General features: G+C 66.3%; 25 protein-coding genes and 1 pseudogene. 19 read left to right on the top strand and 7 right to left on the bottom strand.

Features of this window, described 5'->3' with window-relative positions:
* From C1876_RS18005 to C1876_RS12625, 12 genes and pseudogenes are all read left to right on the top strand, one after another.
* Positions 1 to 271: pseudogene (locus C1876_RS18005) on the top strand (hypothetical protein); the annotation flags it as partial.
* Between the two features lie 87 nt (positions 272 to 358).
* Positions 359 to 922, top strand: a complete 564-nt coding sequence (ahpC, locus tag C1876_RS12675; protein WP_114547088.1) for an alkyl hydroperoxide reductase subunit C — start codon at positions 359 to 361, stop codon at positions 920 to 922.
* 195 nt (positions 923 to 1,117) lie between these two features.
* Positions 1,118 to 1,879 carry a class I SAM-dependent methyltransferase gene (locus C1876_RS12670; protein ID WP_114547087.1) on the top strand — a complete coding sequence of 254 codons (762 nt, stop codon included), beginning with the start codon at positions 1,118 to 1,120 and terminating at the stop codon, positions 1,877 to 1,879.
* Positions 1,880 to 1,952: 73 nt separating this feature from the next.
* A complete protein-coding gene (locus tag C1876_RS12665; protein WP_114547086.1) occupies positions 1,953 to 3,095 on the top strand; it encodes an ABC transporter substrate-binding protein in 1,143 nt (380 codons plus the stop codon).
* Between the two features lie 3 nt (positions 3,096 to 3,098).
* Positions 3,099 to 4,121 carry a FecCD family ABC transporter permease gene (locus C1876_RS12660; protein WP_114547085.1) on the top strand — a complete coding sequence of 341 codons (1,023 nt, stop codon included), beginning with the start codon at positions 3,099 to 3,101 and terminating at the stop codon, positions 4,119 to 4,121.
* A complete protein-coding gene (locus C1876_RS12655) occupies positions 4,121 to 4,897 on the top strand; it encodes an ABC transporter ATP-binding protein (protein WP_114547084.1) in 777 nt (258 codons plus the stop codon). Before C1876_RS12660 ends, C1876_RS12655 begins: the two co-directional genes overlap by 1 nt.
* A gap of 119 nt (positions 4,898 to 5,016) precedes the next feature.
* On the top strand, positions 5,017 to 5,649 hold the full coding sequence (locus C1876_RS12650; RefSeq protein ID WP_114547083.1) for an MptD family putative ECF transporter S component: 633 nt from the start codon (positions 5,017 to 5,019) through the stop codon (positions 5,647 to 5,649).
* Positions 5,649 to 6,425 carry an energy-coupling factor transporter transmembrane component T gene (locus C1876_RS12645; protein WP_114547082.1) on the top strand — a complete coding sequence of 259 codons (777 nt, stop codon included), beginning with the start codon at positions 5,649 to 5,651 and terminating at the stop codon, positions 6,423 to 6,425. The genes C1876_RS12650 and C1876_RS12645 overlap by 1 nt, the downstream gene beginning before the upstream one ends.
* Positions 6,425 to 7,993, top strand: a complete 1,569-nt coding sequence (locus C1876_RS12640) for an ABC transporter ATP-binding protein (protein WP_114547081.1) — start codon at positions 6,425 to 6,427, stop codon at positions 7,991 to 7,993. The genes C1876_RS12645 and C1876_RS12640 overlap by 1 nt, the downstream gene beginning before the upstream one ends.
* 1 nt (position 7,994) lies before the next feature.
* Positions 7,995 to 8,900 (top strand): helix-turn-helix domain-containing protein, encoded by a 906-nt coding sequence (locus C1876_RS12635; RefSeq protein WP_114547080.1) that lies wholly within the window; start codon positions 7,995 to 7,997, stop codon positions 8,898 to 8,900.
* A 148-nt stretch (positions 8,901 to 9,048) separates the two neighbouring features.
* Positions 9,049 to 10,878 (top strand): ABC transporter ATP-binding protein, encoded by a 1,830-nt coding sequence (locus tag C1876_RS12630; protein ID WP_244910146.1) that lies wholly within the window; start codon positions 9,049 to 9,051, stop codon positions 10,876 to 10,878.
* Positions 10,871 to 12,685 (top strand): ABC transporter ATP-binding protein, encoded by a 1,815-nt coding sequence (locus C1876_RS12625; protein ID WP_114547079.1) that lies wholly within the window; start codon positions 10,871 to 10,873, stop codon positions 12,683 to 12,685. The genes C1876_RS12630 and C1876_RS12625 overlap by 8 nt, the downstream gene beginning before the upstream one ends.
* Here the strand turns inward: C1876_RS12625 and C1876_RS12620 are convergent.
* The 5 genes from C1876_RS12620 to C1876_RS12600 form a co-directional block, all read right to left on the bottom strand.
* Positions 12,682 to 14,487 (bottom strand): heavy metal translocating P-type ATPase, encoded by a 1,806-nt coding sequence (locus C1876_RS12620; RefSeq protein ID WP_244910145.1) that lies wholly within the window; start codon positions 14,485 to 14,487, stop codon positions 12,682 to 12,684. The two genes, C1876_RS12625 and C1876_RS12620, sit on opposite strands and share 4 nt — an antisense overlap.
* Positions 14,488 to 14,773: 286 nt before the next feature.
* Entirely contained in the window at positions 14,774 to 15,049 is a 276-nt protein-coding gene (locus tag C1876_RS12615; protein ID WP_114547077.1) for a metal-sensing transcriptional repressor, read from the bottom strand.
* A gap of 102 nt (positions 15,050 to 15,151) precedes the next feature.
* Positions 15,152 to 15,808, bottom strand: a complete 657-nt coding sequence (locus C1876_RS12610; protein WP_114547076.1) for a DUF6320 domain-containing protein — start codon at positions 15,806 to 15,808, stop codon at positions 15,152 to 15,154.
* Positions 15,805 to 17,139: a phthiocerol/phthiodiolone dimycocerosyl transferase family protein gene (locus C1876_RS12605; RefSeq protein ID WP_114547075.1), complete on the bottom strand. Its 1,335-nt coding sequence runs from the start codon at positions 17,137 to 17,139 to the stop codon at positions 15,805 to 15,807. The genes C1876_RS12610 and C1876_RS12605 overlap by 4 nt, the downstream gene beginning before the upstream one ends.
* On the bottom strand, positions 17,112 to 18,131 hold the full coding sequence (locus tag C1876_RS12600; RefSeq protein ID WP_114547074.1) for an alpha/beta hydrolase: 1,020 nt from the start codon (positions 18,129 to 18,131) through the stop codon (positions 17,112 to 17,114). Before C1876_RS12600 ends, C1876_RS12605 begins: the two co-directional genes overlap by 28 nt.
* Before the next feature lie 394 nt (positions 18,132 to 18,525).
* Here C1876_RS12600 and C1876_RS12595 point away from each other — a divergent pair, with 394 nt between their 5' ends.
* The 6 genes from C1876_RS12595 to C1876_RS12570 all read left to right on the top strand — a co-directional run bounded on the left by C1876_RS12595 (position 18,526) and on the right by C1876_RS12570 (position 21,993).
* Entirely contained in the window at positions 18,526 to 19,095 is a 570-nt protein-coding gene (locus C1876_RS12595; RefSeq protein WP_114547073.1) for a DUF1062 domain-containing protein, read from the top strand.
* Positions 19,096 to 19,312: 217 nt separating this feature from the next.
* A complete protein-coding gene (locus C1876_RS12590; RefSeq protein WP_114547072.1) occupies positions 19,313 to 19,897 on the top strand; it encodes a TetR/AcrR family transcriptional regulator in 585 nt (194 codons plus the stop codon).
* Between the two features lie 79 nt (positions 19,898 to 19,976).
* The gene (locus C1876_RS12585; protein ID WP_114547071.1) at positions 19,977 to 20,609 is read left to right on the top strand and encodes a class I SAM-dependent methyltransferase; all 633 of its coding nucleotides are present in this window, start codon (positions 19,977 to 19,979) and stop codon (positions 20,607 to 20,609) included.
* Positions 20,606 to 20,941, top strand: a complete 336-nt coding sequence (locus C1876_RS12580; protein ID WP_158544687.1) for a MarR family transcriptional regulator — start codon at positions 20,606 to 20,608, stop codon at positions 20,939 to 20,941. Before C1876_RS12585 ends, C1876_RS12580 begins: the two co-directional genes overlap by 4 nt.
* 249 nt (positions 20,942 to 21,190) lie before the next feature.
* Positions 21,191 to 21,670 (top strand): helix-turn-helix transcriptional regulator, encoded by a 480-nt coding sequence (locus tag C1876_RS12575; RefSeq protein ID WP_114547069.1) that lies wholly within the window; start codon positions 21,191 to 21,193, stop codon positions 21,668 to 21,670.
* A complete protein-coding gene (locus C1876_RS12570; protein WP_114547068.1) occupies positions 21,667 to 21,993 on the top strand; it encodes a hypothetical protein in 327 nt (108 codons plus the stop codon). The genes C1876_RS12575 and C1876_RS12570 overlap by 4 nt, the downstream gene beginning before the upstream one ends.
* On the opposite strand, the gene C1876_RS12565 is transcribed toward C1876_RS12570, so the two are convergent.
* Both C1876_RS12565 and C1876_RS12560 read right to left on the bottom strand, forming a co-directional pair.
* Complete coding sequence (locus C1876_RS12565) at positions 21,990 to 22,754, bottom strand: N-acetyltransferase (RefSeq protein WP_114547067.1); 765 nt, start codon at positions 22,752 to 22,754, stop codon at positions 21,990 to 21,992. The two genes, C1876_RS12570 and C1876_RS12565, sit on opposite strands and share 4 nt — an antisense overlap.
* Before the next feature lie 36 nt (positions 22,755 to 22,790).
* Complete coding sequence (locus tag C1876_RS12560) at positions 22,791 to 23,822, bottom strand: LCP family protein (RefSeq protein ID WP_114547066.1); 1,032 nt, start codon at positions 23,820 to 23,822, stop codon at positions 22,791 to 22,793.
* Between the two features lie 128 nt (positions 23,823 to 23,950).
* Between C1876_RS12560 and C1876_RS12555 the strand changes: the two genes are divergently transcribed.
* A complete protein-coding gene (locus C1876_RS12555; protein WP_114547065.1) occupies positions 23,951 to 24,373 on the top strand; it encodes a 6-pyruvoyl trahydropterin synthase family protein in 423 nt (140 codons plus the stop codon).
* Positions 24,374 to 24,406: the final 33 nt, after the last annotated feature.

Below are 24,406 nucleotides of genomic sequence, written 5' to 3'. Positions count from 1 at the left end.
CCTGCCGCACGGCGCGTTCTTCGGCACCGCCACCATCGTGGCGAAGGAGTTGGCCGACCCCGGCCGCGAGGGTCGGGCCGTCTCCATCATGGTGCTGGGGCAGACCGTGGCGAACATGCTGGGCGTGGCAAGAGCGGCGCGGTTTTCCGAGCTGCGCCAGTATGCCACCGCGTGCGCGCGAGCGGGCGAAACTTGTCGAGAATATAACAAAGCTTCCATGGGACGGCGGCGAAGCGCACCCGCGCGTTTGGAGATTGTTCGAAGACGTTAAAATACGATGGCGCAAAGGTAACATTTGTGAGAAAGTTTGCTTAGGATAACAACTTGGCGAAGATAGATCGCAGATAGGAGCACAACCATGTCCATGATCAACAAGGAAATCGACGACTTCAGCGTGCAGGCGTTCCACAACGACGACTTCGAGACCGTGACGAAGGACGACGTTTTGGGCAAGTGGGGCGTGTTCTTCTTCTACCCGGCCGACTTCACGTTCGTGTGCCCGACCGAGCTGGAAGACCTCGGCGCGCTGTACGATAAGTTCCAGGAAGCGAACTGCGAAATTTACGCGGTGTCGTGCGACACGCATTTCGCGCACAAGGCCTGGCACGACGCGTCCGAGAACATCAAGAACCTGCCGTACCCGATGCTGGCCGACCCCACGCACAAGCTGGCGGACATCTTCGACGTCTACATCGAGGAGGAGGGCGTGGCCGAGCGCGGTAGCTTCGTGGTGAACCCCGAGGGCAAGATCGTGTGCTACGAGGTGAACGCCGGTAACATCGGCCGTAACGCCGCCGAGCTGCTGCGCCGCGTGCAGGCGAGCCAGTTCGTGGCCGAGCACGGTGACTCCGTGTGCCCCGCCGGTTGGGTGCCGGGCGCCGAGGTGCTGCACCCGGGCATCGACCTGGTAGGCAAGCTGTAGCATCGACGTCCATTGAGCCGCATCGCGCGGCGTGAAGCGAGCGAAGGCCCGGCCCCGTAGGGGGTCGGGCCTTCGTGCGTAGGGAGGGGCGATGCGTCCGTTCGTTACCTTCCTGTTGACTTCGCCCTCGGCACGTTATACTCTTCGAGAATATTTCAACTCAACTATAGCCTGAATCGAGTCGAAGGGGATGCTATGGAAGACGCCTCGTCGGAGCTGTTGGATCGATCCCATGCGTACTGGTCCGAGCGCGCCCCCGAGTATGCGGCGCTGCACGATGCCCGGCGACACGAGGCGCTGCGCGCATCGCTGCGCACGCTGCTGCGCGACTTCATGCCGCAGGTGGAAGGGCGCTCGGTGCGGGCGCTCGATGTGGGCTGCGGCTCGGGTTTCATGTCGCTCATCCTGGCCGAATTGGGCTGCGAGGTGACCGCGGTCGACTTCTCCGAGGACATGCTGGCCGAAGCCGCCCGAAACGCCGAGCGTGCGGGCGTTTCCTCCATCGCGTTTCAACAGGCCGACGTGCAGCGCCTTCCGTTCGACGAGGGCGCCTTCGACTTCGCCGTGTCGCGCAACGTGCTGTGGGTGCTGCCCGACGCGGCTGCGGCCTACGCGGGCGTGCTCCATGCGCTGCGCACGGGCGGGGTGTTCGTCAACCTCGACGCGAACTACGGGCGCGCCTTCAACGCGGCCGCTGCGGCCGGCGGCGAGCCCGTGCACCCCACGCAGAGCACGGCACAGCTGCTCGAGCGCAACGCCATCGTGGCCGACCTGCCCATCACCCGCGCGCAGCGTCCGGCGTGGGACCTGGCCACCCTGCTCGACCTCGGCGCGTCCGAGGTGCGCTGCTTCCAGGACGCGGAGCGGCTGCTGGGCATCGACGAATCCGAGCGCTTCTCCGCTCAGGCGAGCGCGCAGGAACGCGCCGCACTGTTCATCGTCTGCGCGCGGAAGTAACGCGTTGACCGCCCGGTTCGCATCCGCAGGCCGGGCTATAGAGGGAGTATTCATAACGAAAGCAGGGAGATCTATGGAACTATTCACGCGCCGCACGTTTTTGAAGGGCACGCTCGTGGGCATCGGCAGCGTGGCCGCCTTCGGCATCGCGGGGTGCTCCGCGCCCGCAGCCGACGCGCCCGCCGACGAGGGCGCCGCGGCCAGCGGCGAGGGGCAGCAGGCCGTCTCGCAGGAGCCGTGGACGTTCGACGATCAGGCGGGCAACACCGTCACGGTGAACGTGCCCGTGCAGCGCATGGTGGTCATGCAGCATCACTCGCTCGACATGCTCGCGCAGCTGGGCATGCAGGACAAGGTGGTGGGCACCGAGAAGAACTGGGAGGGCGACCTCGGCGACTACATGCGCGACGTGTTCCCCGGCATCGACGAGCTGCCCGTGCCGGGCGATTTGACCGACTGGAATGTGGAAGCCATCGCGGCGCTCAAGCCCGACGTGGTGATAGCCGCGTCGCAGGCCGATCCCGACGCGATGAAGCAGGTGTCCGACCTGGGCATTCCCGTGGTCGTGGTGTCGCTGCGCGGCGAGGGCAAGCAGGCCGAGGCGCAGAACCCGCGCCTGTCCGACGCCGACGCCGCCTACACCGAGGGCTGCCAGTGGGCCATCTCCACGCTGGGCAAGCTGACCGGTGCCGATCAGAAAGCCGGCGACATCTGGAAGATGTGTCTGGAAAGCCGTGCCATCGTGGATGCGGCCATCGGGCAGATGGACGACGCCGACCGCATCCGCGTGTTCGTGGCGAACACGAAGGACCAGACCTACGGCAACGACAAGTACGTGGGCTGCCAGCTGCTGCGCGCCGGCGCCGTGAACGTGGCCGCCGCGGACATCCAGGGCTACAAGCCCTACACCTTCGAGATGCTTGCCACGTGGGACCCCGAGGTGATCATCGTGCAGGACCGCTACCAGGACGTGTACGACACCATCACCACCGACGCGAAGTACCAGGAGCTGTCCGCCGTGAAGAACGGCAAGGTGCTGCTGGCGCCGTATTGGACGAAGCCGTGGGGCAACCCCGACACCGACTCCATCGCGCTCGGCGAGCTGTGGCTGGCCAACCAGTTCTATCCCGAGAAGGTGGACGCCGATACCGTGCGCGAGTACGCGAAGCGGTTCTACCACGACTTCTACGGCGTCGAGTTCACGGGCACCGTGTAGGCCATGGGCGATGCGACGGTCAAACGGGGCCTCGGCGCGCTGACGGTGGGGGCGCTCATCGCGCTCCCGCTCCTCTTCGCGGTGGGGTCGCTCGCGCTGGGCGCCTACGCCATCAGCCCGCTCGAGGTGTGCCAGATCATCCTGGCGCGCATCACGGGGCAGGGCGCGGGCGTCGACCCGATGGCGGCGAACCTCGTGTGGGAGGTGCGCATGCCGCGCGTGCTGGCGGCGGCCATGGTGGGCGCGGGCCTGTCGGCTACGGGCGCCCTGTTCCAGGGGCTGTTCAAGAACCCGTTGGCCGCGCCCGACACGCTGGGCGTGTCGAACGGCGCCGGCTTCGGCGCGGCGCTCGCCATCGTGCTGGGCCTGTCGGGATTCGGCACGCAGGTGGGCGCCATCGTGTTCGGCCTCGTGGCCGTGGGGCTCGCCTTCGCCATCGTGTCGCGCGGACGCGCTTCCACGGTGACGCTCATCCTGTCGGGCATGCTCATTGGCTCGCTGTTCTCGTCGCTCGTGTCGCTGCTCAAATTCGTGGCCGATCCCACCGAGAAGCTGCCGCAGATCGTGTACTGGCTCATGGGATCGCTCTCGGGCGTGGGCTATGACGCCATCCTCGCGGTGCTGCCGCTGTACCTCGTGTTCATGGCCGTGCTGTTCCTGTTCCGTTGGAAGGCGAACGTGCTGAGCCTGGGCGATGCGGAGGCGCGCTCGTTCGGCATCGACGTGGGGCGCGACCGCGGCATCATCATCGCGTCGTGCTCGGTGGTGACGGCGCTCACGGTGAGCATGTCGGGCATCATCGGCTGGGTGGGCATCGTGGTGCCGCACCTTGCGCGCATGCTCGTGGGGCCCGACTTCCGGCGGCTGCTGCCGGCGTCGATCTCGCTCGGCATGTGCTACCTCATCGCCATCGACGACCTGTGCCGCACGGTGTCGGCGTTCGAGATTCCCATCGGCGTGATCACGGGCATCATCGGCGTGCCCATGTTCCTGTACTTCATCTATCGGCGAAAGGTTGCGTGGTAATGCGCCTCGACATCGACGATCTGGGCTTTTCCTACGACGGCGGCCGCTCCGTCATCGACGGCCTGACGCTTGGCTACGAGTCGCCCGACGCGCTGTGCATCCTGGGGTCGAACGGCACGGGGAAGAGCACGCTGCTGCAATGCGTCATCGGGGCGTTCAAGCCCACGCGCGGCGACGTGCGCATCGACGGCAGGCCCGTGGGCTCGTTCTCGGCGCGCGATCTGGCGCGGCGCATCTCCTACATCCCGCAGACGCACGTGCCCGCTTTCGAGTACCCGGTCATCGACGTGGTCACGATGGGGCGCACGTCCATCATCGGCCGGTTTTCCACGCCGAGCGCCGCCGACGAGGAGCGCGCGCTCGAGAAGCTGGACTTCCTCGGCATCGCGCACCTGCGCGACAAGCCGTACACGCAGATTTCGGGCGGCGAGCGTCAGCTCGTGATGATCGCGTCGGCGCTGGCGCAGGAGCCCGACGTGCTCGTGCTCGACGAACCCACGGCTCATCTCGACTTCGGCAATCAGTACCGCTTCGTGAAGCTGGTGGAGCAGCTGTGCGCCGAGGGCATGGGCGTCATCATGACCACCCATTTCCCCGATCACGCACTTGAGCTGGGCGGCACGACCGCCGTCATGAGCGGCGGGCGCATCGCGCACGTCGGCCCCGCCCACGAGGTGGTGACCGCCGACAACCTGCGCGCCCTCTACGGCATCGAGATCAACGTGTGCACGCTCGGCGAGCGTCTCGTGTGCGTCCCGGGGCCGCTGGAGGGGTAGGGCGGCGGTTTTCTGACTGAATGGAACGGTTCTGACGGATCGGATTAGAGCTTCGGCGTGTTTTGCCGCATACTGTCTCCCGACATAAGTAACCCTAGGCTAACTAGTTAGGAGACATCATGGCAACCCAAGCTGCTGCGCAGGCGCGTCGCGCGAACTCGGAAGGCCGCATGCTCAAGGGGCGCGACCTTATCACCGTGGGTATCTTCTCGGCGCTCTACTTCGTCATCAATTTCGCGTTCATGCTGATAGGAGGGTTCCACCCGCTGCTGTGGGTGCTCATGCCCGTGCTTATTGCCCTGTTCACGGGCATTCCGTTCATGTTGATGTGCGCGAAGGTGCAGAAGCCGGGCGCGGTGCTTATCATGGGACTCATCACGGCGCTCATCTACTTCGTGACGGGCACGTTCACGCCGTTCATCATCGGGCTCATGGCCGTTGCCTGCTTGGTGGCCGAGCTCATTCGCGCGGCGACGAAGTACACCAGCTTCAAGGGCAACACGGTGGCGTTCGCCGTCTTCGGCCTGGGGATGTGCGGCAGCCCGCTTCCCATCTGGGTGTTCCGTGATTCGTTCTTCGCGCAGATCGCCTCGCAGGGCATGAGCGCCGAGTACATTTCCACGCTGGACGCCGTCACGGGAACGCCGATGCTGTTCGTGATGTTCATCGGCACGTTCATCGCCGGTTTTGCGGGCGCCTACCTCGCGCGCGGCCTGTTCAAAAAGCACTTCGTGAAAGCGGGTCTCGTCTAATGGAGCGTCTCGTGCAGGCGGCGTCGGGGACGGCGCACGCCGCCGCGCCCGACGCCGCTTCGGTTGCGGAAACGGGCCGCATGCTGGGGCGCGTCGACCGGCGCGGCGTGGTGGCCCTCGATCCGCGCACGCTCATGGGCCTGCTGGCGGCGGCTTCGGTCATCGCCTTCATGTCGAAGAGCGTGACAACCGAGCTGGTGCTCATCGGGTGCTTGGCTGCCGTGCAGGTGCTGCTGGGGCATGTGAGGATGGCCGTGGGGTTCGTGGCGGGCTACGGGGTTCTGTGGGTGGTGCTCAACTTCGTGTTTCCCCAGGTGGGAACTATGCTGCTGACGGCGCTCGTGTTCAGCTTCACGCTGGCGCGGAAGATATACCTGTGCCTCATGGCGGGCACGCTGCTGGTGAGCGAGTGCTCGGTGCATCGCCTGACGGCCGCGCTCATGCGGCTGCGCGTCCCGTCCGCCATCCTCATCCCGCTCACGGTGACCATGCGCTACTTCCCGGCGCTCAAGGACGAGGCTTCGCACATCCGCGATGCCATGCGTCTGCGCGATATCCCGATGTCCGAGCGGATGGAGTGCTTCGTCGTGCCGCTGGTCATGTCGGCCACGAACACCGCCGACGAGCTGTCGCGCGCGGCTACGTGTCGCGGCATCGAGAATCCGGCACCGACCACCGACACCGAACGGTTGCGCATGCGGCCCGTCGACGCGATCGTGTTGGTTCTTGCGGCGGCAGCGGTGGTGGCGGTGGCGCTGTGGGGAGGCGCGTACTGATGGCGGCGCAGACGAGGCAAGGCGTTCGGGAAGCGCCCGCCGTTGAGCTGCGCGGCGTGTCGTGCCGCACGGCCGACGGGTCGCTCATCCTTGATGACGTGAACCTGCGCGTGCGCCCCGGCGAATGCGTGCTGTTGTGCGGGCGCTCGGGCATGGGGAAGACGACGGTCACGAAGTGCATCAACGGCCTGATTCCGCAGTTCGAGCCCGGCATTGAACGCATCGGGGACGTGGAGGTGCGCGGGCTCGACCCGGCAGTCTGCGAGATGTACGAGCTGGCGCGTCGCGTGGGCAGCGTGTTCCAGAATCCGAAGTCGCAGTTCTTCAACCTCACCTCGAACGACGAGCTGGCTTTCGGGCTGGAAGCCGCCGGGGAGGACGCCGACGTCATCGAGCGCCGCATCGGGGAGACGGTGACCGCCTTGCGCGCCGAGCGCCTGCTCGGCCGCAGCGTGACGAAGATGTCGGGCGGCGAGAAGCAGAGCCTCGTGTTCGCGTCGGTCGACGTCATGAGCCCGGACGTGTACGTGTTGGACGAGCCCACGGCCAACCTGGATGCGGAAGCCGTGCGCGTGCTGCACGATCAGATAGCCGCCATCCTCGCGCACGGCAAGACGGTGATCGTGGCGGAGCATCGCCTGTACTTCATGGCCGACCTCATCGATCGGGCCGTGCTCGTGGACGGCGGCCGCATCGTGCGCGAGTTCTCGCCTGCCGAGCTGCGTGCGCTTACGGACGCGGAGCGCGAGGAGCTGGGCCTGCGCGCCGCCGACCCGGACGATGCCCTGGCCGTACGCTGCCCGAGCGCGTCTCCCTGCGCTCCGGAGCCGCTCGAGCGCGGGTTGTCGCTGCGCGGATTCTCGTGCGTCCGAAAAGCCGGGCGCGTGTTCAGCCCGGTGGATCTCGACGTGCCGCGCGGGGCCGTCGTGGGCGTGATGGGGGCGAACGGTGCCGGGAAAACGACGCTCGTGCGCGCCGTGGCGGGACTCGAGCGCGCATGCGAGGGCGCGGTGTGCTTCGACGGCGCGCCTTTGCGGCGCAAGGAACGCCGGCGTGCGTGCTCGCTTGTCATGCAGGATGTGAACCATCAGCTGTTCAGCGACAGCGTGCGCGGCGAATGCGAGCTGGCGGCGGGCTCGCCGAGGGACGCGGACGGTGCTTCGGGCCTCGGCTCGCCCGCTGCGCGCATCGACGAGGTGCTGGCGGCCCTCGATCTCGCGCACCTGGAAGAGCGTCATCCCATGGCGCTCTCCGGCGGCCAAAAACAGCGGCTGGCCATCGCGTGCGCGCTGCTGGCGGGACGCGAGGCGCTGCTGCTGGACGAGCCGACGAGCGGGCTTGACCTTCGGCATATGATGGAGGTAGGCAGATTGGTGAGAACGCTGGCCGAACGGAACATCTGCATCGTGGTGGTAAGCCACGACTGCGAGTTCCTTTCGTGCTGTTTGCGATTGCGTGTACGAGCTGGAGGGCAGGTAAGCGGTGGGAGTAGGCGAAGCGCCGGCGGGGCCCGGCACGGTATGGGGCGTGCTTCCGCCGAGCGGGCGCTCTGGGAGCGACGACTTTGAGATGACCGAGCGTGAAGGACGCGGCATCATCAGGGTGGCGAACGGCACGGGGGAGGGCACCATGTCGTTTTACCGGGTGTTTCCGGGCGTGAGCATCGCGTACAACGATTTTCGCCTGGATTCCTACCATTCGGGTTTCCAGGTGGGCGCCGACATGCTGTGCATCGACCATTGCCGCGAGGGGCGCATCGAGCAGCCGCTGTCGGGAGGCACGTACTCCTATGTGGCGGCCGGCGATTTGAAAATCGACGATCGCACGCGGCACACGGGCGAGTTCGTCCTGCCGCGTGCGCACTACCGCGGCATCACCGTGTCGTTCGAGCTCGAGCACGCCGAGCGCTCTATCGCCGAGGCGATCGAAGGGTTCCCGGTGAATCTGCGCGCGCTGCGCGAGCGATTCTGCCATGACGGCGATCCGCTCATCATGCATGACGTGCCCGGCGTGGAGCACATCTTCAGCGAGCTGTACTCGGTGCCCGAGGAGATTCGCGAGCCGTACAGCAAGCTCAAGGTGCTCGAGCTGCTGCTGTTTTTGCAGGTGCAGGAGCCGGCGCCCGCCGACGCGCGCCGGCCGTACTTCTACCGTTCGCAGGTGGAGAAGGTAAAGGCGGCGCGCGGTCTCATGGTGGCCGACCTCTCCGTCGACCGCACCATCGAGGAGCTGGCCGCGCATTTCGACCTGCCGCCTACCGCGTTCAAGTCGTGCTTCAAAGGCGTGTACGGCATGCCGCCGTACGCGTATCTGCGCTCCTGCCGGATGGAGCGCGCCGCGCAGCTTCTGCGCGACACCGACCTGCGCGTGGCGGACATCGGCCTCATGGTGGGCTACGACAGCCCGTCCAAGTTCACCGCCGCGTTCAGGGACGTCCTCGGCTCGACGCCGACCGCCTATCGCCGCGAGCGGTAAGTAACCTCGAGCGAACTTCCTGACTGAATGGAGCAGTGCGCGTCCGTGCGGAGCGGACGCGGGCGGAGCCCCGCACTATAGTCGAACCCGTTCGTTCGATTGCGCACCGCCGCTGGCGGTGGCGCATCCGTTTCGGGAAGGTGGTTCCATGGCACAAGCCGTTGCCGGGCGCGCCCGCGGGCGCTCCTGGATTTCGACCCTGCTGTCCTACGCCGGCCGTTGCCGGGGGAAGATGGCGGCGGCGCTCGTGTGCTCCGCGGCCAGCGTGGCGGCGGGGCTCGCTCCGTTTTACGCGGTCTACCGCATCATCGACGACGTGATGGCGCTGTCGGCCCCCGCCGACTGGTCGGTTGTGGCGTACTGGCTGGGCGTGGCCGCTCTCAGCTACGTGGCCAGCAAGGTGCTGTTCGGCATCTCGACGCTGCTGTCGCACGTGTCGGCCTACACCATCCTCGAGTCGTTGCGGCGCGACGTGGTGGAGAAGCTCATGAAGACGTCGCTCGGCACGGCGGCTTCCAAAAGCATCGGTCAGATCAAGAACGTGTTCGTGGACCGCATCGAGGGCGTGGAGGTGCCGCTCGCGCACATGATCCCCGAGATTGCGGGCAACCTGCTGGTGGCGCTCGGCATCGTGGTCTGGCTCGCGGTCATCGACGGGCGCTTCGCCTTGGCCTGCCTCGTCACCGTGCCGGTGGGGCTGCTCGTGTTCGTGAGCGGCCTGTCCACGTACAACAAGATGTACGCCTCCTACATGGCCGAGAGCAACCATGTGAACAGCGTGATGGTGGAGTACATCGAGGGCATCCAGGTGGTGAAGGCGTTCAACCAGGCGACGAGCTCCTACGAGAAGTACGCCGACGCGGTGCACGCATTCAAGGACTTCACCATGGGATGGTTCAAAGCCACGTGGGTGGGCATGAACCTGTCGATGGCCATCCTGCCTACCACCCTGTTGGGCGCGCTGCCCGCGGGGCTCGCGCTGTACCTGTCCGGCGCCCTGGGGCCGGCCGAGCTGGGGCTCGCGCTGCTGCTGGCGCTGGCCGTGGTGCCGCCTATCGTGCGGGTGGGCGCGTTTCTCAACGAAGCGAAGTCGATGGAGTACGCCGTGGCCGATGCGCGCGCATTCCTCGACCTGCCCGAGCTGCCCGAACCGGCGGCGCGGGCGACGGTGCGCGCTACCGACCTCGAGCTTTCGAACGTGTCGTTCTCGTACACGGACGGCGAGGACGTGCTGCACGGCATCGACCTTGTCGCGCCCGCCGGGTCGTTCACCGCGCTCGTGGGGCCGTCGGGCGGCGGCAAGTCCACCATCGCGCGGCTCGTCGCGCGTCACTGGGACGTGGGCGCGGGATCGGTGCGCATCGGCGGCGTGGATGTGCGGGATATGCCGCTCGATCAGCTGTCGGAGTTGGTGAGCTTCGTGGCGCAGGACAACTACCTGTTCGACTGCTCGCTCAAGGAGAACATCCGGATGGGCAAGCCCGACGCCTCGGACGAGGACGTGTTGGCGGCCGCGCGCGCCGCGTGCTGCGACGACTTCATCGGACGGCTCGCCGATGGCTGGGACACGCCTGCCGGCGAGGCGGGCCACGCGTTGTCGGGCGGCGAGCGTCAGCGCATCTCCATCGCGCGCGCCATCCTGAAGGACGCGCCCATCGTGATTCTCGACGAGGCCACGGCCTTCACCGACCCCGAGAGCGAGGAGCGTATCCAGCGTTCCATCGCCCAGCTCACGCGCGGCAAAACGCTGCTGGTCATCGCGCATCGGCTGTCCACCATCGTCGGCGCCGACTGCATTGCGGTGGTGGAGGACGGCCGTATCGCGGCAACGGGCACCCACGACGAGCTGCTGGCCGCGTGCCCGCTGTACCGGAGCATGTGGGAGGCCCATGTGGGCGCGCAGGCGTGGGCTGCGAGCGGCAGGCGCGCGGCGTTCGCGCCGACGCGCGCGACGCGGAAGGAGGAGTCCCATGTTTAAGGCCATCAGGCGCATCATCGCGTGGACGGGACCGTACAAGCGCAATCTCTACCTGGGGTGCGTCTGCTCGTTCCTCATGACGTGGGCCACGGCGGCGCCCGTCATGCTGGCGGCGTGGATGCTCGCGCAGGTGCAGGACGACGCACGCGGCATCGCGGCGCTCGATCCCCGCTGGGTGTGGCTCTCGCTCATCATCATCGTCGCGTGCATCCTCGTGCGCTTCGCGTTCTCGTACGGCAAGAACCGTTTGCAGGAGAGCATCGGCTACGAGGTGGCGCCCGAGGAGCGCGTTCGCATCGGCACCATCCTGAAGCGCGTGCCGCTCGGCTACTTCTCCACGGTGAAAACCGGCGACATCCTGGCCACGGCCACCACCGAGCTGGGCATGTTGGAACTGCAGGGCATGAAGATGGTGGACGCGGTGGTGAACGGCTACCTGTCCGTGGCGGCCATCGTCGTGTTCCTGGCGTTCATGTACTGGCCGTGCGCCGTCGCCGCGGTTGCGGGCGTGGCGCTGTCGGGGCTGGCGCTTGCGGGCATCAACCGGCGCAGCCGTGCGCTCACGCCTGCCACGCACGTTGCCACCGAGCATCTGGCCGGTTCCATCGTGGAATACGCGCGCGGCTTGGGCACGGCGAAGTCGTACGGCCGCGGCACGAGCGCCCTCGAGCCGATGTACGCCGCTTGCGCGGAGGCGAAGCAGGCGCGCCTCGACGTGGAGTACGGCTTCACCCCGTTCAACGTGCTGCACCTCATCGCGCTCAACCTGGCTTCGGTGGCGCTCGTGGGATGCGCCGCGTGGGCGTGTTTGCACGGCGAGCTGTCGCTGTGGATGTTCCTGGCCATCGCGCTGTTCTCCTTCACCCTCTTCGGCAGCGTCGAGCGCGTGAACGACTCGGCGCACATGCTGGGCGACCTGAACGACGTGCTCGACCGGTTGGAGGCTATCGAGCGCGCTCCGTTCATCGACGAGGACGGCCGCGACGTGGCGCTCGAGCGGTTCGACGTCGAGTTCGAGAATGTGGCGTTCTCGCACGGCGAAGGGGCCGAAGCGCGACGCGTGCTGCACGACGTGAGCTTCCGCATCCCGCAAGGCAGCACCTGCGCCATCGTGGGGCCGTCGGGCGCGGGCAAGACCACGGTGGCGAACCTCATGGCGCGGTTCTACGACGTGGACGAGGGCCGGGTGCGCGTGGGCGGGCACGACGTGCGGGAACTCACGTGCGACAGCCTGCTGCGCGCTATCAGCATGGTGTTTCAGAACGTGTACCTGTTCAACGACACGGTGCGCGCCAACATCGCGTTCGGGCGCCCCGGCGCCACGGACGAGGACGTGGTGGAGGCGGCGAGGCGCGCGCAGTGCCACGACTTCATCGAGGCGCTCCCGCAGGGCTACGACACCGTGGTGGGCGAGGGCGGTTCCAGCCTGTCCGGCGGGCAGAAGCAGCGCATCTCCATCGCGCGGGCGCTGCTGAAGGACGCGCCCCTCGTCATTCTCGACGAGGCCACGGCCAGCGTCGACCCGGAGAACGAAGCGCTTATCCAGCAAGCCATCGGCGAGCTCACTGCGGGCAAGACCGTCGTGGTGATCGCACATCGTCTGGCCACCATCGAGGCGGCCGACCAGATACTCGTGGTGGACGGCGGCACGGTGGCCCAGCGCGGCACGCACGACGAGCTCATGGCCGAGGGCGGCACGTACCGCCGCTTCGTGGAGCTGCGCGCGGCGGCCGAGGGTTGGCGCATCGGAGAGCGTGTGGCCGCGAGCGAATCGCCGGTTTCGTGTCGTGCGCAGATAATCGGCTAAACCGCGTTTGCCTCGATATCCGGAACGTCCGTCTCGTACTCTGCGGTCGTCGTCTCGACCGGTCTGCTCGAGCGCTCGTCCCTCTGTTCGAGGCGACGCCATTTCAACAACGTGGCTGAGTTCGCGATGACGACGACCGATCCGGCGTTGTGCACGAGCGCGCCCACCACCGGGTTCAGGATGCCGGTCATCGCCAGGACGATCGCGACGAAGTTGAGCGTCATGGAGAAGGTCATGTTCAGCTTGATGGTGGTCATCATGCGTTTTGAGATAGCCAGCAGGTGGGGTAGCGATGCGATGTCGTCGCGCACGAGCACGATGTCGGCTGCGTCGACGGCGATGTCGCTTCCCGCTCCGCCCATCGCGATGCCGACGGTGGCGCGCTTGAGGGCCGGAGCGTCGTTGATGCCGTCGCCCACCATGCACACCGGTTCGCCCGCGCGTTCGAGACGCTCGATTGCGTGCATCTTGCTCTCCGGAAGGCAGTTGGCCTCGACGTGTTCGATGCTCGTTTGCGAGGCGATATGGCGCGCTGCGGACGCATGATCGCCGGTGAGCAGCACCGGCTCAATGCCGAGTGCCTTGATGCCTGCGACGGTTTCGCGTGCCGTGGGGCGTACGACATCGGCGAGCGCGACGTAGCCGGCCGCCGCGCCGTCGAGGGCGACGTAGATGAGGGTGCAGCCTTCGCGTATGTGCTCCTGCGCGGCGGCCATGAGCGTCTCGACGCCGGAAACATCCAGTTCAGATAGCATTTCGGCGTTGCCGGCGACGACTTGGCGGCCGTTCACCGTCGCACGCACGCCCCGCCCGGGCGCCATGACGAAGTTGGTGGCGACATCGGTCTTCCCGGCCCCTGTCGCACGCCAGCTGCGTACGACCGCTTTGCCCAGCGGGTGTTCGCTCAAACCCTCGGCGGCAGCTGCCAGGGAGAACAGCGCTCGATCGTCCAGGTTCGCCGTGGCGAGCGTCTCCACGGCTACCACGTCCGGATGTCCGAACGTAAGCGTTCCCGTCTTGTCGAAGGCCACGTTTCTCACCGCTGCTAGACGTTCAAGAGCATCGCCCTCGCGCACAAGAACGCCGTGTTTCGTCACGTTGCCGATGGCTGCCATGATGGCTGTCGGGGTAGCCAGCACGAGCGCGCAGGGGCAAAACACGACGAGAATGGTGACGGCGCGGATGATCTCGCCGGTGATGAGCCATGTGCCGGCGGCTGCGACAAGGGCCACGATGACGATCCACGTAGCCCATCGGTCGGCCAGGCGCACGATCTTCGCCTTTCCGGCATCGGCCGATTGCACGAGCTCGATCATGCGGGCGATGGAACTGTCTTCTCCCACGTGCACGGCGCGCAGGTCGAATGCGCCGAACTGATTGACCGTGCCACTGCGCACGTTGTCTCCGGGTGCCTTGTCTACGGGGAGCGGCTCTCCGGTGAGAACGGATTCGTCGATGGATGTTTGGCCTATCATGATGGTCCCGTCGACAGGTACCGTTTCTCCCGGCAGCACGCGCACGATGTCGTCTACGCGCACCTCCTCGGCTGCGACGATATCCTCGGAGCCCTCCGCGCGCACGATGCGCGCCGTGCGTGGCGTCAAGTGGACGAGCCGTTCGATGCCAGCGCGCGCCTTCGCTACGGTCAGGTCTTCGAGAAGCGCGCCCAGCTGCATGATGAGAGCCACTTCCCCCGCCGCGAAGTACTCGCCGATAACGAGCGAGGCGATGAGCGCCAGTGCCACGAGCACGTCGGCCTTGATGTCGAAGGAAGTGATGAGGCCGATAATCGCTTCGAGCATGATAGGCGCGCCACATAAGACGATGGCGACCCACGCAGGGTTGAAGGGGAGGCTTTCTGGTGCGAAGAAACTGAGAACGAGGGATACGGCGGAGATGACGAGGAACGTCACGTCGCGTTTTACGCCTCCCCATGCCAAAACATGCTCCGCTTTGTTCACTACGACGTCGACGCTGCGCATGGTTGGTCCTTTCCCGTGCGATTTGTACCTATGGGGGTATAGGTATAGTATCGCATACGGAAAATATTTACCATAGGTAACTTTTCAGCGATCGGGGAAGCGGCGATTAGCTCATGTTGGAGAAACGCTCCACCGCTTTCGTGAAACTCTCAATGGTTTTGTCGGCATCGCCGTGTTCGATGCCGTCGCGCACGCAGTGTTGAATATGCCCCTCGAGGACTACTTGTCCGCATTTGTGCAGTGCCGATTTAGCAGCATTGATCTGGGAAAGCACGTCTTCGCAGGGCACGTCTTCGTCCACCATGCGATCGATGGCTTGCACCTGCCCGATGATCTTCTTGAGTCTGCGATGCAGGTTGTCCGCATCCATACACTGTCTCATGGGTGCTCCTTCGCTTCGTTTGGGCGCCCGGGTCGGGGCGCTGCGTCCATTCTACTTGAAATGCCGACGGTTCCCGCTCGAACCTGGTTCAAGCGCGTGGCCCTACGCTGAGAACAGCTTGCGGACTTCGGCTATGAGCTGCTTGCGGGTGAACACCACCATGCCCAGCAGGAAGACGAGGGCCACGAAGGCGCTGATGAGGGCGAGGACGTCCCAGGTGGTGAGGCCGAGCGCCGTCAGGGCGATGGGAATGAGGCCGAACGCGACGTCGAACAGCAGGTACTTCGCGTAGGTGGTGACGAAGGTGCCGCGGAACACCGCGAACAGCACGCCGTCGAACACGAGCGCCACGAGGCAGATGCCGGGGATGACGAACGTGGTCACGACGAGGTTGCGTGACACGAGGAACCACACGGCGGCGATGGCCAGCAGCACGAGGAAGTAGCGCACCACCACGCGCAAGAAGTCGGGCGTGTGCGTGATGATGTTGCGCACGAACAGGTAGTTCACCACGAGGCCCAGGCACACGGTGAGCACGATGTCGCCCGGCAGCTTGAGCAGGTATCCTAAAAACAGCATGACGAGCAGGCACACGCCCGTGGCGAACGCGAGCACCGCGAGCGCGATGGCGCCCGACTTGCGCACCTCGTTGCGCGGGAACACGGGCGGCGTCGCGTCGCCCGACAGCTCGGATTGGCAGAGCGGGCAGCAATCGAGGTTGCCGGAGAACTCGACGCCGCACTTGTCGCATCGCTTCATCGGCTGCCCTCCTCCCCGTCGCGCGCCGGGACCTGGCCGCGAGCGCGCTTCATCGACGTCTCGATCTTGGTCTCGCGACGATCCTCGGCCACTTCCTCGCTCGTCTTGTTGATGTTGATGCGACCCTCGATGCCCTGGCCCGAGAAGAAGCGCACGAAGTTCTTCACGATGTCGGGGTTCGAGTACACCGTGGATATGCCGATGCTCAGATCGTCGCCGAAGGAGCAGGCCATGAAGTTCAAGCCGGTGGTGGACGTGAGGATGTTGATGTCGCGGATGTAGGGCATCAGGCGCTCGTCGAGGCTGATGCTGCCCAGGTTTGACACCGTGGTGGTCACGTCGCGCGCGGCGAGGTGGTCGGCCAGCTCGAGGAGGGCGTCCTTCACGAACAGCGGCGCCAGGCGCAGCAGCGGGTTCTTCTCGAGCTTGATCATGCGGTTCATGCGCGACTTGAGCTCGTCGGCCTGCGTGGCGGCCTTGAGCTGCGCGTGCACGGTGCGCGCCACGACGTCCACGGGCTCGTCCTCGTCGCCGGGCACGTAGGATACGAACGCGAGGCCGAAGAAGTTCTTCACCGTGGTGGATTTGAAGAAGCGCCGCAGGTCGACCGGGATGTCCATGCGGATGGCGCGCTGCCGGTCGCGACGGGGCATCTCGGCGCGGATGGCGCACATGACCACCGCGATGACGAGGGCCGTGAGGCTCACGCCGTAGTCGTGCGCGAGGTCGAGCACGCGGCGGGCGGGCAGGTGGTACTCGAGGAAGGTGGGGTCGCCCTCGTCGCGCCAGCCTTTGAGCCGGTACACCTTCGGCGCGTGGGTGGGCGCGGCCAGGGCGGGTTCGTAGAACTTGTTGAAGCTGTCCTCCGACTTCTGGTGGTCGGAGCCGTCGTACTCGGCGGGCACGCCTTCCACGCCGTAGCGTTCTTCGACGTAGGCGTGCAGGAGGGCCTTGAAGAAGCTCAGGGTGCCGCGCCCGTCGGAGACGATGTGCGACACCTCGAGGTTGATGCGCGATTCGTAGTAGCTCACGCGGAACAGCACGCTCTTCGCGTGAACGTGCAGGCCGTAGCAGAGGGGGAGGTTCTCGCGGTGCACGGCGGGCGGTTCGGCGGCCTGTTCGAGGTAGTGCCAGAACATGCCGCTGCGCAGGCACACGTTGAAGTTGGGGAACACGTCCACCGTCTTCTCGAGCGCGCGCTGCAGGATGGCGGGGTCCACGTCGTCGCGCACGGTGGCCGCGTAGCGGAACACCGTCTGGGCCGAGCTGCCGGCCTGGGACGAGTAGAACTTGCCGACGTTGTCTAGTCGGTACCAAGTATCCCGAGCCATGCGGGTTCACCCTCCTGCGTGAGTTCCTCGTCGTCCAGGAAGTGCTTGATGATGCGGTACGTGTCCCTCACCAGGCTGAGGATGGAGGGGTACAGCAGGTAGCCGTGCACGGCGTCGAGCATGCGGTAGCATTGCACGTCGGAGCCTTCCAGCTCGAGTCGCGCGGCGAACGCCTCGCCCTCGTCGCGCAGCGGGCAGTATTCGGCGCTGATGACGAGCGTGCGCGGCTGGTGCGACAGGTCGGGCTCGAGCAGCGGCGCGAAGTAGGGGTTTGCGCGGTCGAGGGGCGAGGATTGGTACAGCTCCATGTAGCCTTCGATGTCGCGCCAGGTGAGCAGGTAGTCTTCGCCGTTCTCGCGCACCGAGTCGAACCACGACGAGACCGGGTTGTGGTCGTCGTAGGTGACGGGGTAGAGCAGCACCTGGGTGCGCGGCGTGAAGTCGCCGCGGTCGCGGGCCATGAGGGACAGCGCGGCGGCCAGGTTGCCGCCGGCGCTGTCGCCGAACAGCACGACGTGATCGGGGTCGACGTCGGGCAGCAGCGTGCCCGCGTACAGCTGGCGCGCCACCTCGTAGCAATCTTCGGGCGCCTGCGGGAAGCGGTGCTCGGGCGCGCGCCGGTAGTCCACCGACACGATGCGGCGCTCGAGGTGGATGGCCATGGCCGTGCACGCGTCGATGTAGAAGTCCACCGTGCCGTTCACCCAGCCGCCGCCGTGGAAGAACAGGACCGTGCCGCGCGAATCCTCGCACACCTTGAGGCCCTCGGCAAGCGAGAAGTCGAAGTCGAGCGGGGTGAACACGCGCAGCGGCACCTCGAAGCCGTCCGGCATGACGGCCGTGGCCTCGTCGATGCGGCATCGGGGGTTGGGCAGCACGAGCTTGGCGCTCACGTCTTCGGCGAAGCGCTGCGCCTTGTAGAACTCCCTGATGTCGGGCCGGAGCCTGGTGGCAGCTTTGAATGCGGCAAGAACCGCCTTGTTGATGGGCATGGGGCGACGTCCTTTCTCAAACATGCATCGTAGCATATGGACGCGCCCGCGGGATGCCGCGTTACGCAAGCGCCATGACGCAGCGGCCGGGGCGGGGCGGTTGACTCGGGCGGCGGGGTTCGTTATGATGGCGAGCCCGGGCCGCGATCGCGCGACCCGTCCGTATCTCGAAAGGCCTCTCTTCATGACGACTCCTCCCAACCGCTAAGCAACGCATTCATTGCCTGTCCGACGAACCGCGCCGCATGAGGTGCGGCGGTTTCGCGACGGCGTGTTCCGGTTGAGACGAACAGAAGAGGTTCTTCCATGAAAAAGCTGAACAACGGCGTGGTGCCGCCTGTGCGTACCTTCCTTTTCGAATCTGTCCGAATTGCGAAGGAAGGCACTCCTTACCATGAACACAATACGATGGCGCGTGGCTGCGGCCGACGCGCCGGTGGCCGTGCGCCCCTGTGGGCGATGCGGTGCTAACGCCGCGTTCGCGTCGACCGGCTTGTTCCGCGTGAACGCTCAGAAGAAGCTGGTGGACGTGTGGCTGGTCTACCGCTGCGCCGCGTGCGGCAGCGTGTGGAACAACGCGGTGATCAGCCGCGCCAGCATGAAGGCCGTCGGCATCGACGAGCTGGAACGCTACCACCGCAACGATGCCGAGCTGGCGCTGGCCTGCGCGCTCGACCCCGACCTGCTGAAGCGCAACGGCGCGAAGCGGGGCCCGGTTGCCTACGAGGTCGAGGGGCCGGCATGCGGCGACGAAGACTGCCGGGTGGACATCGACTGCGCGTTCGACACCGGCGGCATCCGGCTTGCCGACGTGCTGCGGCGCAAGCTGGGCGTGTCGCGGCGCGAGCTGGAACGGCTCGTGGAGGCGGGCCGGGTGAGCGCGCCGAGCGGGCTGGACGTTGACGTGCTGAAGGTGAAGCTCGCGACGTGCCGGTCGGTGACGGTGCGCGGCGTGGGCGCGTAGCAGGTTGAGGAGCGGCGGCGGTGCGGATGCGCCGCCGCTCCGCGCTTCTCGTGTTCGATGTTTCACGTGAAACATTTGTTCGGTGCGCACTCCTCCGCGTGAGTATTGAACGATGTTTATTGACATTTGTTCAATAGGGTGAGATGATCGGGAAGCGATCGTGTTGGGATCGTCATGGCGGCCGTATGAGCGAACGAGGGAAGGACGTGCGAGGCGCATGGTGAGAACGGTGATGGACCCCGAGGAGCGGAAGCGCGACATCCTCGACACGGCCATGCGGCTGTTCGTCGAGCGCGGCTACGAGGCGGTGTCCATGCGCGACATCTCGCGCGAAGCCGGCATCACGCCCGGACTGTGCTATCACTACTTCGATTCCAAGCAGAAGCTGTTCGCCGCCGCGCTCGCCGCGTACGCGGAGGAGTGCTGCCGCGACTACATCCGCGTGCTCGACGACGCGAGCATCTCGCTCGACGAGAAGATCGAGCGGTTGTTCGCGGCCGTGTTCGAGGAGGAGAACCTGCGCTATCACGAGTTCTTCCACGCGGAGGGCAATCGGGAATTCCATCGGCAGCTCGCCTTCGAGCTGTGCGACCGCATCCGGCCGCACATGGTGGCCGCGGTGACGGCCGACGCGCGGAGGCGCGGCGTGACGGTGAGGTCGCCCGAGACGCTCGTCGACTTCATCACGCACGGGCAGCTCAACATCCTGTCGAGCACGAACGCCCCCGATCGCGAGGCGGTCGAACTCGTGCGCACCTACGTGCGCGCCCTGCTCGATTCGCAAACCGAACCTTCCGCGTAACCTGCGCCCCGGTTCTGCCGGGGCATTGTTCAACCCTTAGATTAAACATTGTTCAATGAAGTGAAGAAAGGAACCTGTTATGGACGAATCGACGGCCATGCCGGCACGTGACTACAAGGAGGCGTCGAAGCAGGCGTTCGACGCGCAGGCGGCGACGTACGACGACGACATGAAGGGCGAGCACGCGCGGCGGCTGTACCCGTTCGTGCTGGAGGAGGTCGTGGCCGCGGCGCCGTCGTGCGTGTTGGACCTGGGGTGCGGCACGGGTGCGCTCGCGCAGCTCGTGCTCGACGCGCTGCCCGGCTGCACACTGGCGGGCATCGACCTGTCCGATGCCATGTTGGCCCGCGCGCGGGAGCGCCTGGGCGACCGCGCCGATGTGCGCCTGGCCGACAGCGAGCACGTTCCGTTCGCCGACGAGACCTTCGACGCGGTGTACTGCAACGACTCGTTCCACCACTATCCCGACCCGCGCCGTGCGGCGTTCGAGGCGTGGCGGGTGCTGCGGCCCGGCGGCGCGTTCGTCATCGGCGACTGCTGGCTGCCGGCTCCGGCGCGCACGGTGATGAACGCGTTCATGCCGTACAACAACGAGGGCGACGTGCGCATCTACTCCGAGGCCGAGCTGCGCGACATCCTGGGCACGTGGTTCGGCAGCGTGTCGTGGCGGAAGGCCGGCGCGCACGGGTGTCTGGCGAAGGCGGTGAAGTGAGCGGCTTGACGCCGGCGCTCGCGCGCTACCTGCTGGCCATTCGCGACGGTGCGACACGGCGCGTGGAGTTGGCCGACGAGCTGGCGGTGGCGCGCCCGAGCGTGACGAAGGCGGTGGAGCGCCTGGTGGGGATGGGGCTTGTGGCGGAGGATGGGCGGCATCGCCTGCTGCTCACGGCGCAGGGCGCCGCGGAGGCGCAGGCGCTGGCTGCCGCGGTGGAAGCCGTCGAGCGCTGCCTCGTCGCGCAGGGCATGGCCCCCGGCTGCGCGCACCGCATGGCCTTCGAGGGCGCCATAACCTCCGGTTGCGCCTCGCGCCGCTGGCACGCCTGAGCGCGGAGCGTGGCCGCGTCCCCCCTTGGGGCCAGGGGAGCGGACCTGGCGAGAAGTTCGCACGGGGCAGGCGGATGTTTCACGTGAAACATCCGTTCGAGTTCGTCGTTCGGCGTCCGTGTTCCGCGCGGGTACGCGAACCTGCGGGATGTCAAAGGAATTGGACAAGGTTCCAAGGTGATTTGCTTTCCCTCTTCCGCGAATTCCCGCAGAATAGCAGGTGACGAACGACGGAAAGGGAGCGACATCATGGTGGGAGAGAAGTTGCAGAGCCTGCGCAGAAAGCAGGGGATGAGTCAGCAGGAGGTGGCCGACCTGCTGGGCGTGACGCGGCAGACCATTTCCAACTGGGAGAGCGATCAGGGCGCGCCGGCGCTCGACAAGGCGGCCGAGCTTGCGCGCTGCTACCGCGTGGGCCTCGACGACCTCGTGTCCGACGAGGTGGAGGTGGTGACGGGGCCCGCCGAGGCCGCGCCGGGCAAGGACCTGCACGTGCTGCGCTCGCTTGTGGGCGCGTCGTGCCAGTTCATGGTTGAGAGCCCCGAGTTCATGCTGTCGAGCATGGACGCGATGGGCCGCACGCGAACCATGCGCATCCTCGACGCGGACGAGAACTGGATTCGGGTGGAGTACGAGCGCTCGTCGGGCATCGGCAAAAAGGAAACGGTGGTGCAGCTGATCGACGTGAACGTGGTGAGCAGCATCACGGTGGTAGGGGAGGACTCATGACGGAAATCCTGTTGCTGGTCATCGCGGTGACCGTCGTCTACATCGCCTGCAAGCTGCCGAAGGACCCTGCGCGCAAGAAGGAGGAAGAGCAGGTGGCTTCCCGGAAAGAACTCATGATGGCGCAACGGCTTCCCCAGCTCAAGGGCAGGTTGTGCGAGTTCACCATGAAGAACCTCACCACGTTCAACTCAGGGATGACGGGCAAGGCCGCCGTCGTGGACGTGGACGACGAGTGGGTGCTGCTGTCGGTGACCGAGCGCAAGGGCGCGGTGACGAAGGTGGTTCGCATCACGTCGATCGACGACGTGAAGGAGCTCGTTTAGAGGCCGCGCTCGTCGAGCAGCTTCTCGAACTTCTTCGGCGAGAGAATTTCGTGGGTGAGCAGCACGCCGTCGTGGAACAGGCTGTACGCCGTGAAGGGCGCGGGCGCGTTCTGCGCCTGCTCGGCGGTTTCGAGCAGGATCGTCTTGAGCGGCACGCCGCGCGCGGCCGCGACGTCGGCAACGAGGGGGACGTACTTGGCCGTGAACGGGCATTGCGGGCTGTAGTACAGCGCGAAGCCCGCATCGTCGGTGCGCGGCTCTTTCACGTGCGACTTGAAGCGCGGCAGTTCGGCTGCATCGGCTGCGTCGCCGAGGGGCAGATGGAGCAGCTCGTAGCCGGGCGCTGCGGTGTCGGCGGTGCGGAAGCCGCGCTTGCGCAGGTAGGCCGGGTCGGACAGGAAAGGCTGCTTCTTCGCGCTCGACAGCACGGTGAGGCCGGCTTTGCCCTGCGCTCGCGCGTCCTCGATGCAGGAATCGAGCAGCTCGTCGGCGTAGCCGTGCCCTTTGAGCTGGCCTGACACCCAGAAGCAGTCGATGTGCAGGTAGCCGGGCGCTTCGATGGGCGCCCAGGCGCGCTCCGCGGGCAGGTACTCGATGAAGCATTTGCCGCGCGCGTCGGCCTTGCGGAACACGAGCCCGTCGGCGAAGCGCTCGGCCATCCACGCTTTCTTGGAGGCCACCTGGCAGTCCTTGTTGTTCGAGATGGCGCAGCAGATGTGCTCCTGCTCCAGGTTCTCGGGCGTGACGGTGATGAAGTCCATGGCATCCTCCGTGGGGTGCGCGTTCGGGCGTTCGGATCAGGGTAGGTCGATGACCGTGGTGGTGCTGACGGGCGCGAGGGGCGATTCGGTGTCGGCGCTCCACACGCTCACGACGGGCGCCGGGTCCTTGCCGGCGTCGACGGCGTCCATGAGATCCTTCCAGGCCTCGGGATTCGCCGGCACGAGCCACAGGCCGTCGAGCTCTTCGAGGAAGTCGCCGTAGTACGGGCCGGTGGTGCCGTACACGGTGATCTGATCGCCCGACGCCAGCTCCTCGGCCCATGCCTGCTGGTCGGCCAGCGAGACGTTCGTGGTGACGAAGCCCTGCAGCAGCGCCAGCAGGTCGCCCGTCTGCGTCGGGTCGGCGTACGCGAGCTTGATGAACTGCGTCATCATCTGGCGGTCGACCACCTGGCGAATCATCTCCTGCTGATAGCCGGTGTCGCCGTAGCCGGTGCGCGCGCGGGACAGCGCCATGACGCGCCACGGCGTGAGCGTCTGCTCGCCGGCTTCGTACACCTCGTCGTCGAAGTCCTTCGTGTAGAAGTTGTACGTGAGGCCGTAGGGCAGGTTCACGTCGAGGCCGCCGAAGTGCTCGACGATGCTCTGCAGCCCGTCGAACCCGACCACCACGTAGTTCGTCACCTCGACGCCCACCACGTCGGACACGGCTTCGCACTGAGCCTCGGGGCCGGCGTTCGTGAGCATCTGGTTGAGCTTCGCGGTGTTTCCGTCGGGGAAGACGTAGGCGGTGTCGCGCGGCACGGTTACGAGGGTGATCTGGTTGCGCTCGAAGTCGAGGCGCATGAGCATCATGAGGTCGGCGTGGCCGGGCGTGTACTTCTCCCAGGAATCGTCGCCGATGACGAGGATGTACTCCGGATCGGGCACGGGCGGGGCCGGCGTGTCGTTCACCACGAGGGGTTCGGCCGGGGCCTGCTGCTCGCTTTCCGGCGCCGGCTGCGTGGCGCACGATGCCAGCAAGAGCGATGCCAGCGCTGCGATGATCAGGGCGATGAGGACGCGGCCGTGCTTCGCCGCGCGCGGGTTCGTTGGGGAGAGATGCATGGATGCCGCCTTCTGTCGAGCATGGTTCTTCGATCCGATGCCCTCATGATACCTGTCCGCGCCGCGGTATGCGGGCGGTATTTGCTATGATGGCGAAAACCAAGGCGATGCGGAAGCAAGGAGCGAACATGTACGGACTTAAAACTGAGGCCAGCTTCGATTCGGCTCACTTTCTGACCGACTACTACGGCAAGTGCGAGAACCTGCACGGCCACCGCTGGCGTTGCGTCGTGTATCTGGAAGCCGACGAGCTGCAGGACGAGGGCACGATGAAAGACATGGTGCTCGACTTCGGCGTGTTCAAGCGCGCGGTGCGCGCGGTGGCCGAAGAGCTCGACCACACCTTCCTCGTGGAAGAGGGGTCGCTCAAGCCGGCGACCGTCGCGGCGCTCGAGGGCGAGGGCTTCAGCCTGACCGTGCTGCCGTTTCGCATGACGGCCGAGAACCTGGCCCGGTACTTCCACGACCGGCTCGTGGAGCAGAACCTGCCCGTCGCATGCGTGGAGATGTACGAGACGCCGAACAACTGCGCTCTCTACCGCGCTCGCTGAGCGTGCTCTGAACTGCGATGACAACTGCGGGTT

Origin of the sequence: Eggerthella sinensis, assembly GCF_003339815.1 — a bacterium.
In the GTDB taxonomy this organism is placed as follows: Bacteria; Actinomycetota; Coriobacteriia; order Coriobacteriales; family Eggerthellaceae; genus Eggerthella; species Eggerthella sinensis.
Note: the sequence above shows the minus strand (reverse complement) of the source record. Positions and strands in the feature narration are given on the sequence as shown.

What these genes read in the sequence shown, in the direction of transcription:
- C1876_RS12565 (WP_114547067.1), bottom strand. Translation starts at nt 22,754, where the DNA reads ATGGACTTCATCACCGTCACGCCCGAGAACCTGGAGCAGGAGCACATC.
- C1876_RS12665 (WP_114547086.1), top strand. Translation starts at nt 1,953, where the DNA reads ATGGAACTATTCACGCGCCGCACGTTTTTGAAGGGCACGCTCGTGGGC.
- C1876_RS12585 (WP_114547071.1), top strand. Translation starts at nt 19,977, where the DNA reads ATGGACGAATCGACGGCCATGCCGGCACGTGACTACAAGGAGGCGTCG.
- C1876_RS12560 (WP_114547066.1), bottom strand. Translation starts at nt 23,822, where the DNA reads ATGCATCTCTCCCCAACGAACCCGCGCGCGGCGAAGCACGGCCGCGTC.
- C1876_RS12600 (WP_114547074.1), bottom strand. Translation starts at nt 18,131, where the DNA reads ATGCCCATCAACAAGGCGGTTCTTGCCGCATTCAAAGCTGCCACCAGG.
- C1876_RS12655 (WP_114547084.1), top strand. Translation starts at nt 4,121, where the DNA reads ATGCGCCTCGACATCGACGATCTGGGCTTTTCCTACGACGGCGGCCGC.
- C1876_RS12630 (WP_244910146.1), top strand. Translation starts at nt 9,049, where the DNA reads ATGGCACAAGCCGTTGCCGGGCGCGCCCGCGGGCGCTCCTGGATTTCG.
- C1876_RS12670 (WP_114547087.1), top strand. Translation starts at nt 1,118, where the DNA reads ATGGAAGACGCCTCGTCGGAGCTGTTGGATCGATCCCATGCGTACTGG.
- C1876_RS12605 (WP_114547075.1), bottom strand. Translation starts at nt 17,139, where the DNA reads ATGGCTCGGGATACTTGGTACCGACTAGACAACGTCGGCAAGTTCTAC.
- C1876_RS12645 (WP_114547082.1), top strand. Translation starts at nt 5,649, where the DNA reads ATGGAGCGTCTCGTGCAGGCGGCGTCGGGGACGGCGCACGCCGCCGCG.
- C1876_RS12660 (WP_114547085.1), top strand. Translation starts at nt 3,099, where the DNA reads ATGGGCGATGCGACGGTCAAACGGGGCCTCGGCGCGCTGACGGTGGGG.
- ahpC (WP_114547088.1), top strand. Translation starts at nt 359, where the DNA reads ATGTCCATGATCAACAAGGAAATCGACGACTTCAGCGTGCAGGCGTTC.
- C1876_RS12595 (WP_114547073.1), top strand. Translation starts at nt 18,526, where the DNA reads ATGAACACAATACGATGGCGCGTGGCTGCGGCCGACGCGCCGGTGGCC.
- C1876_RS12555 (WP_114547065.1), top strand. Translation starts at nt 23,951, where the DNA reads ATGTACGGACTTAAAACTGAGGCCAGCTTCGATTCGGCTCACTTTCTG.
- C1876_RS12575 (WP_114547069.1), top strand. Translation starts at nt 21,191, where the DNA reads ATGGTGGGAGAGAAGTTGCAGAGCCTGCGCAGAAAGCAGGGGATGAGT.
- C1876_RS12615 (WP_114547077.1), bottom strand. Translation starts at nt 15,049, where the DNA reads ATGAGACAGTGTATGGATGCGGACAACCTGCATCGCAGACTCAAGAAG.
- C1876_RS12635 (WP_114547080.1), top strand. Translation starts at nt 7,995, where the DNA reads ATGACCGAGCGTGAAGGACGCGGCATCATCAGGGTGGCGAACGGCACG.
- C1876_RS12590 (WP_114547072.1), top strand. Translation starts at nt 19,313, where the DNA reads ATGGTGAGAACGGTGATGGACCCCGAGGAGCGGAAGCGCGACATCCTC.
- C1876_RS12570 (WP_114547068.1), top strand. Translation starts at nt 21,667, where the DNA reads ATGACGGAAATCCTGTTGCTGGTCATCGCGGTGACCGTCGTCTACATC.
- C1876_RS12650 (WP_114547083.1), top strand. Translation starts at nt 5,017, where the DNA reads ATGGCAACCCAAGCTGCTGCGCAGGCGCGTCGCGCGAACTCGGAAGGC.
- C1876_RS12640 (WP_114547081.1), top strand. Translation starts at nt 6,425, where the DNA reads ATGGCGGCGCAGACGAGGCAAGGCGTTCGGGAAGCGCCCGCCGTTGAG.
- C1876_RS12620 (WP_244910145.1), bottom strand. Translation starts at nt 14,487, where the DNA reads ATGCTCGAAGCGATTATCGGCCTCATCACTTCCTTCGACATCAAGGCC.
- C1876_RS12625 (WP_114547079.1), top strand. Translation starts at nt 10,871, where the DNA reads ATGTTTAAGGCCATCAGGCGCATCATCGCGTGGACGGGACCGTACAAG.
- C1876_RS12610 (WP_114547076.1), bottom strand. Translation starts at nt 15,808, where the DNA reads ATGAAGCGATGCGACAAGTGCGGCGTCGAGTTCTCCGGCAACCTCGAT.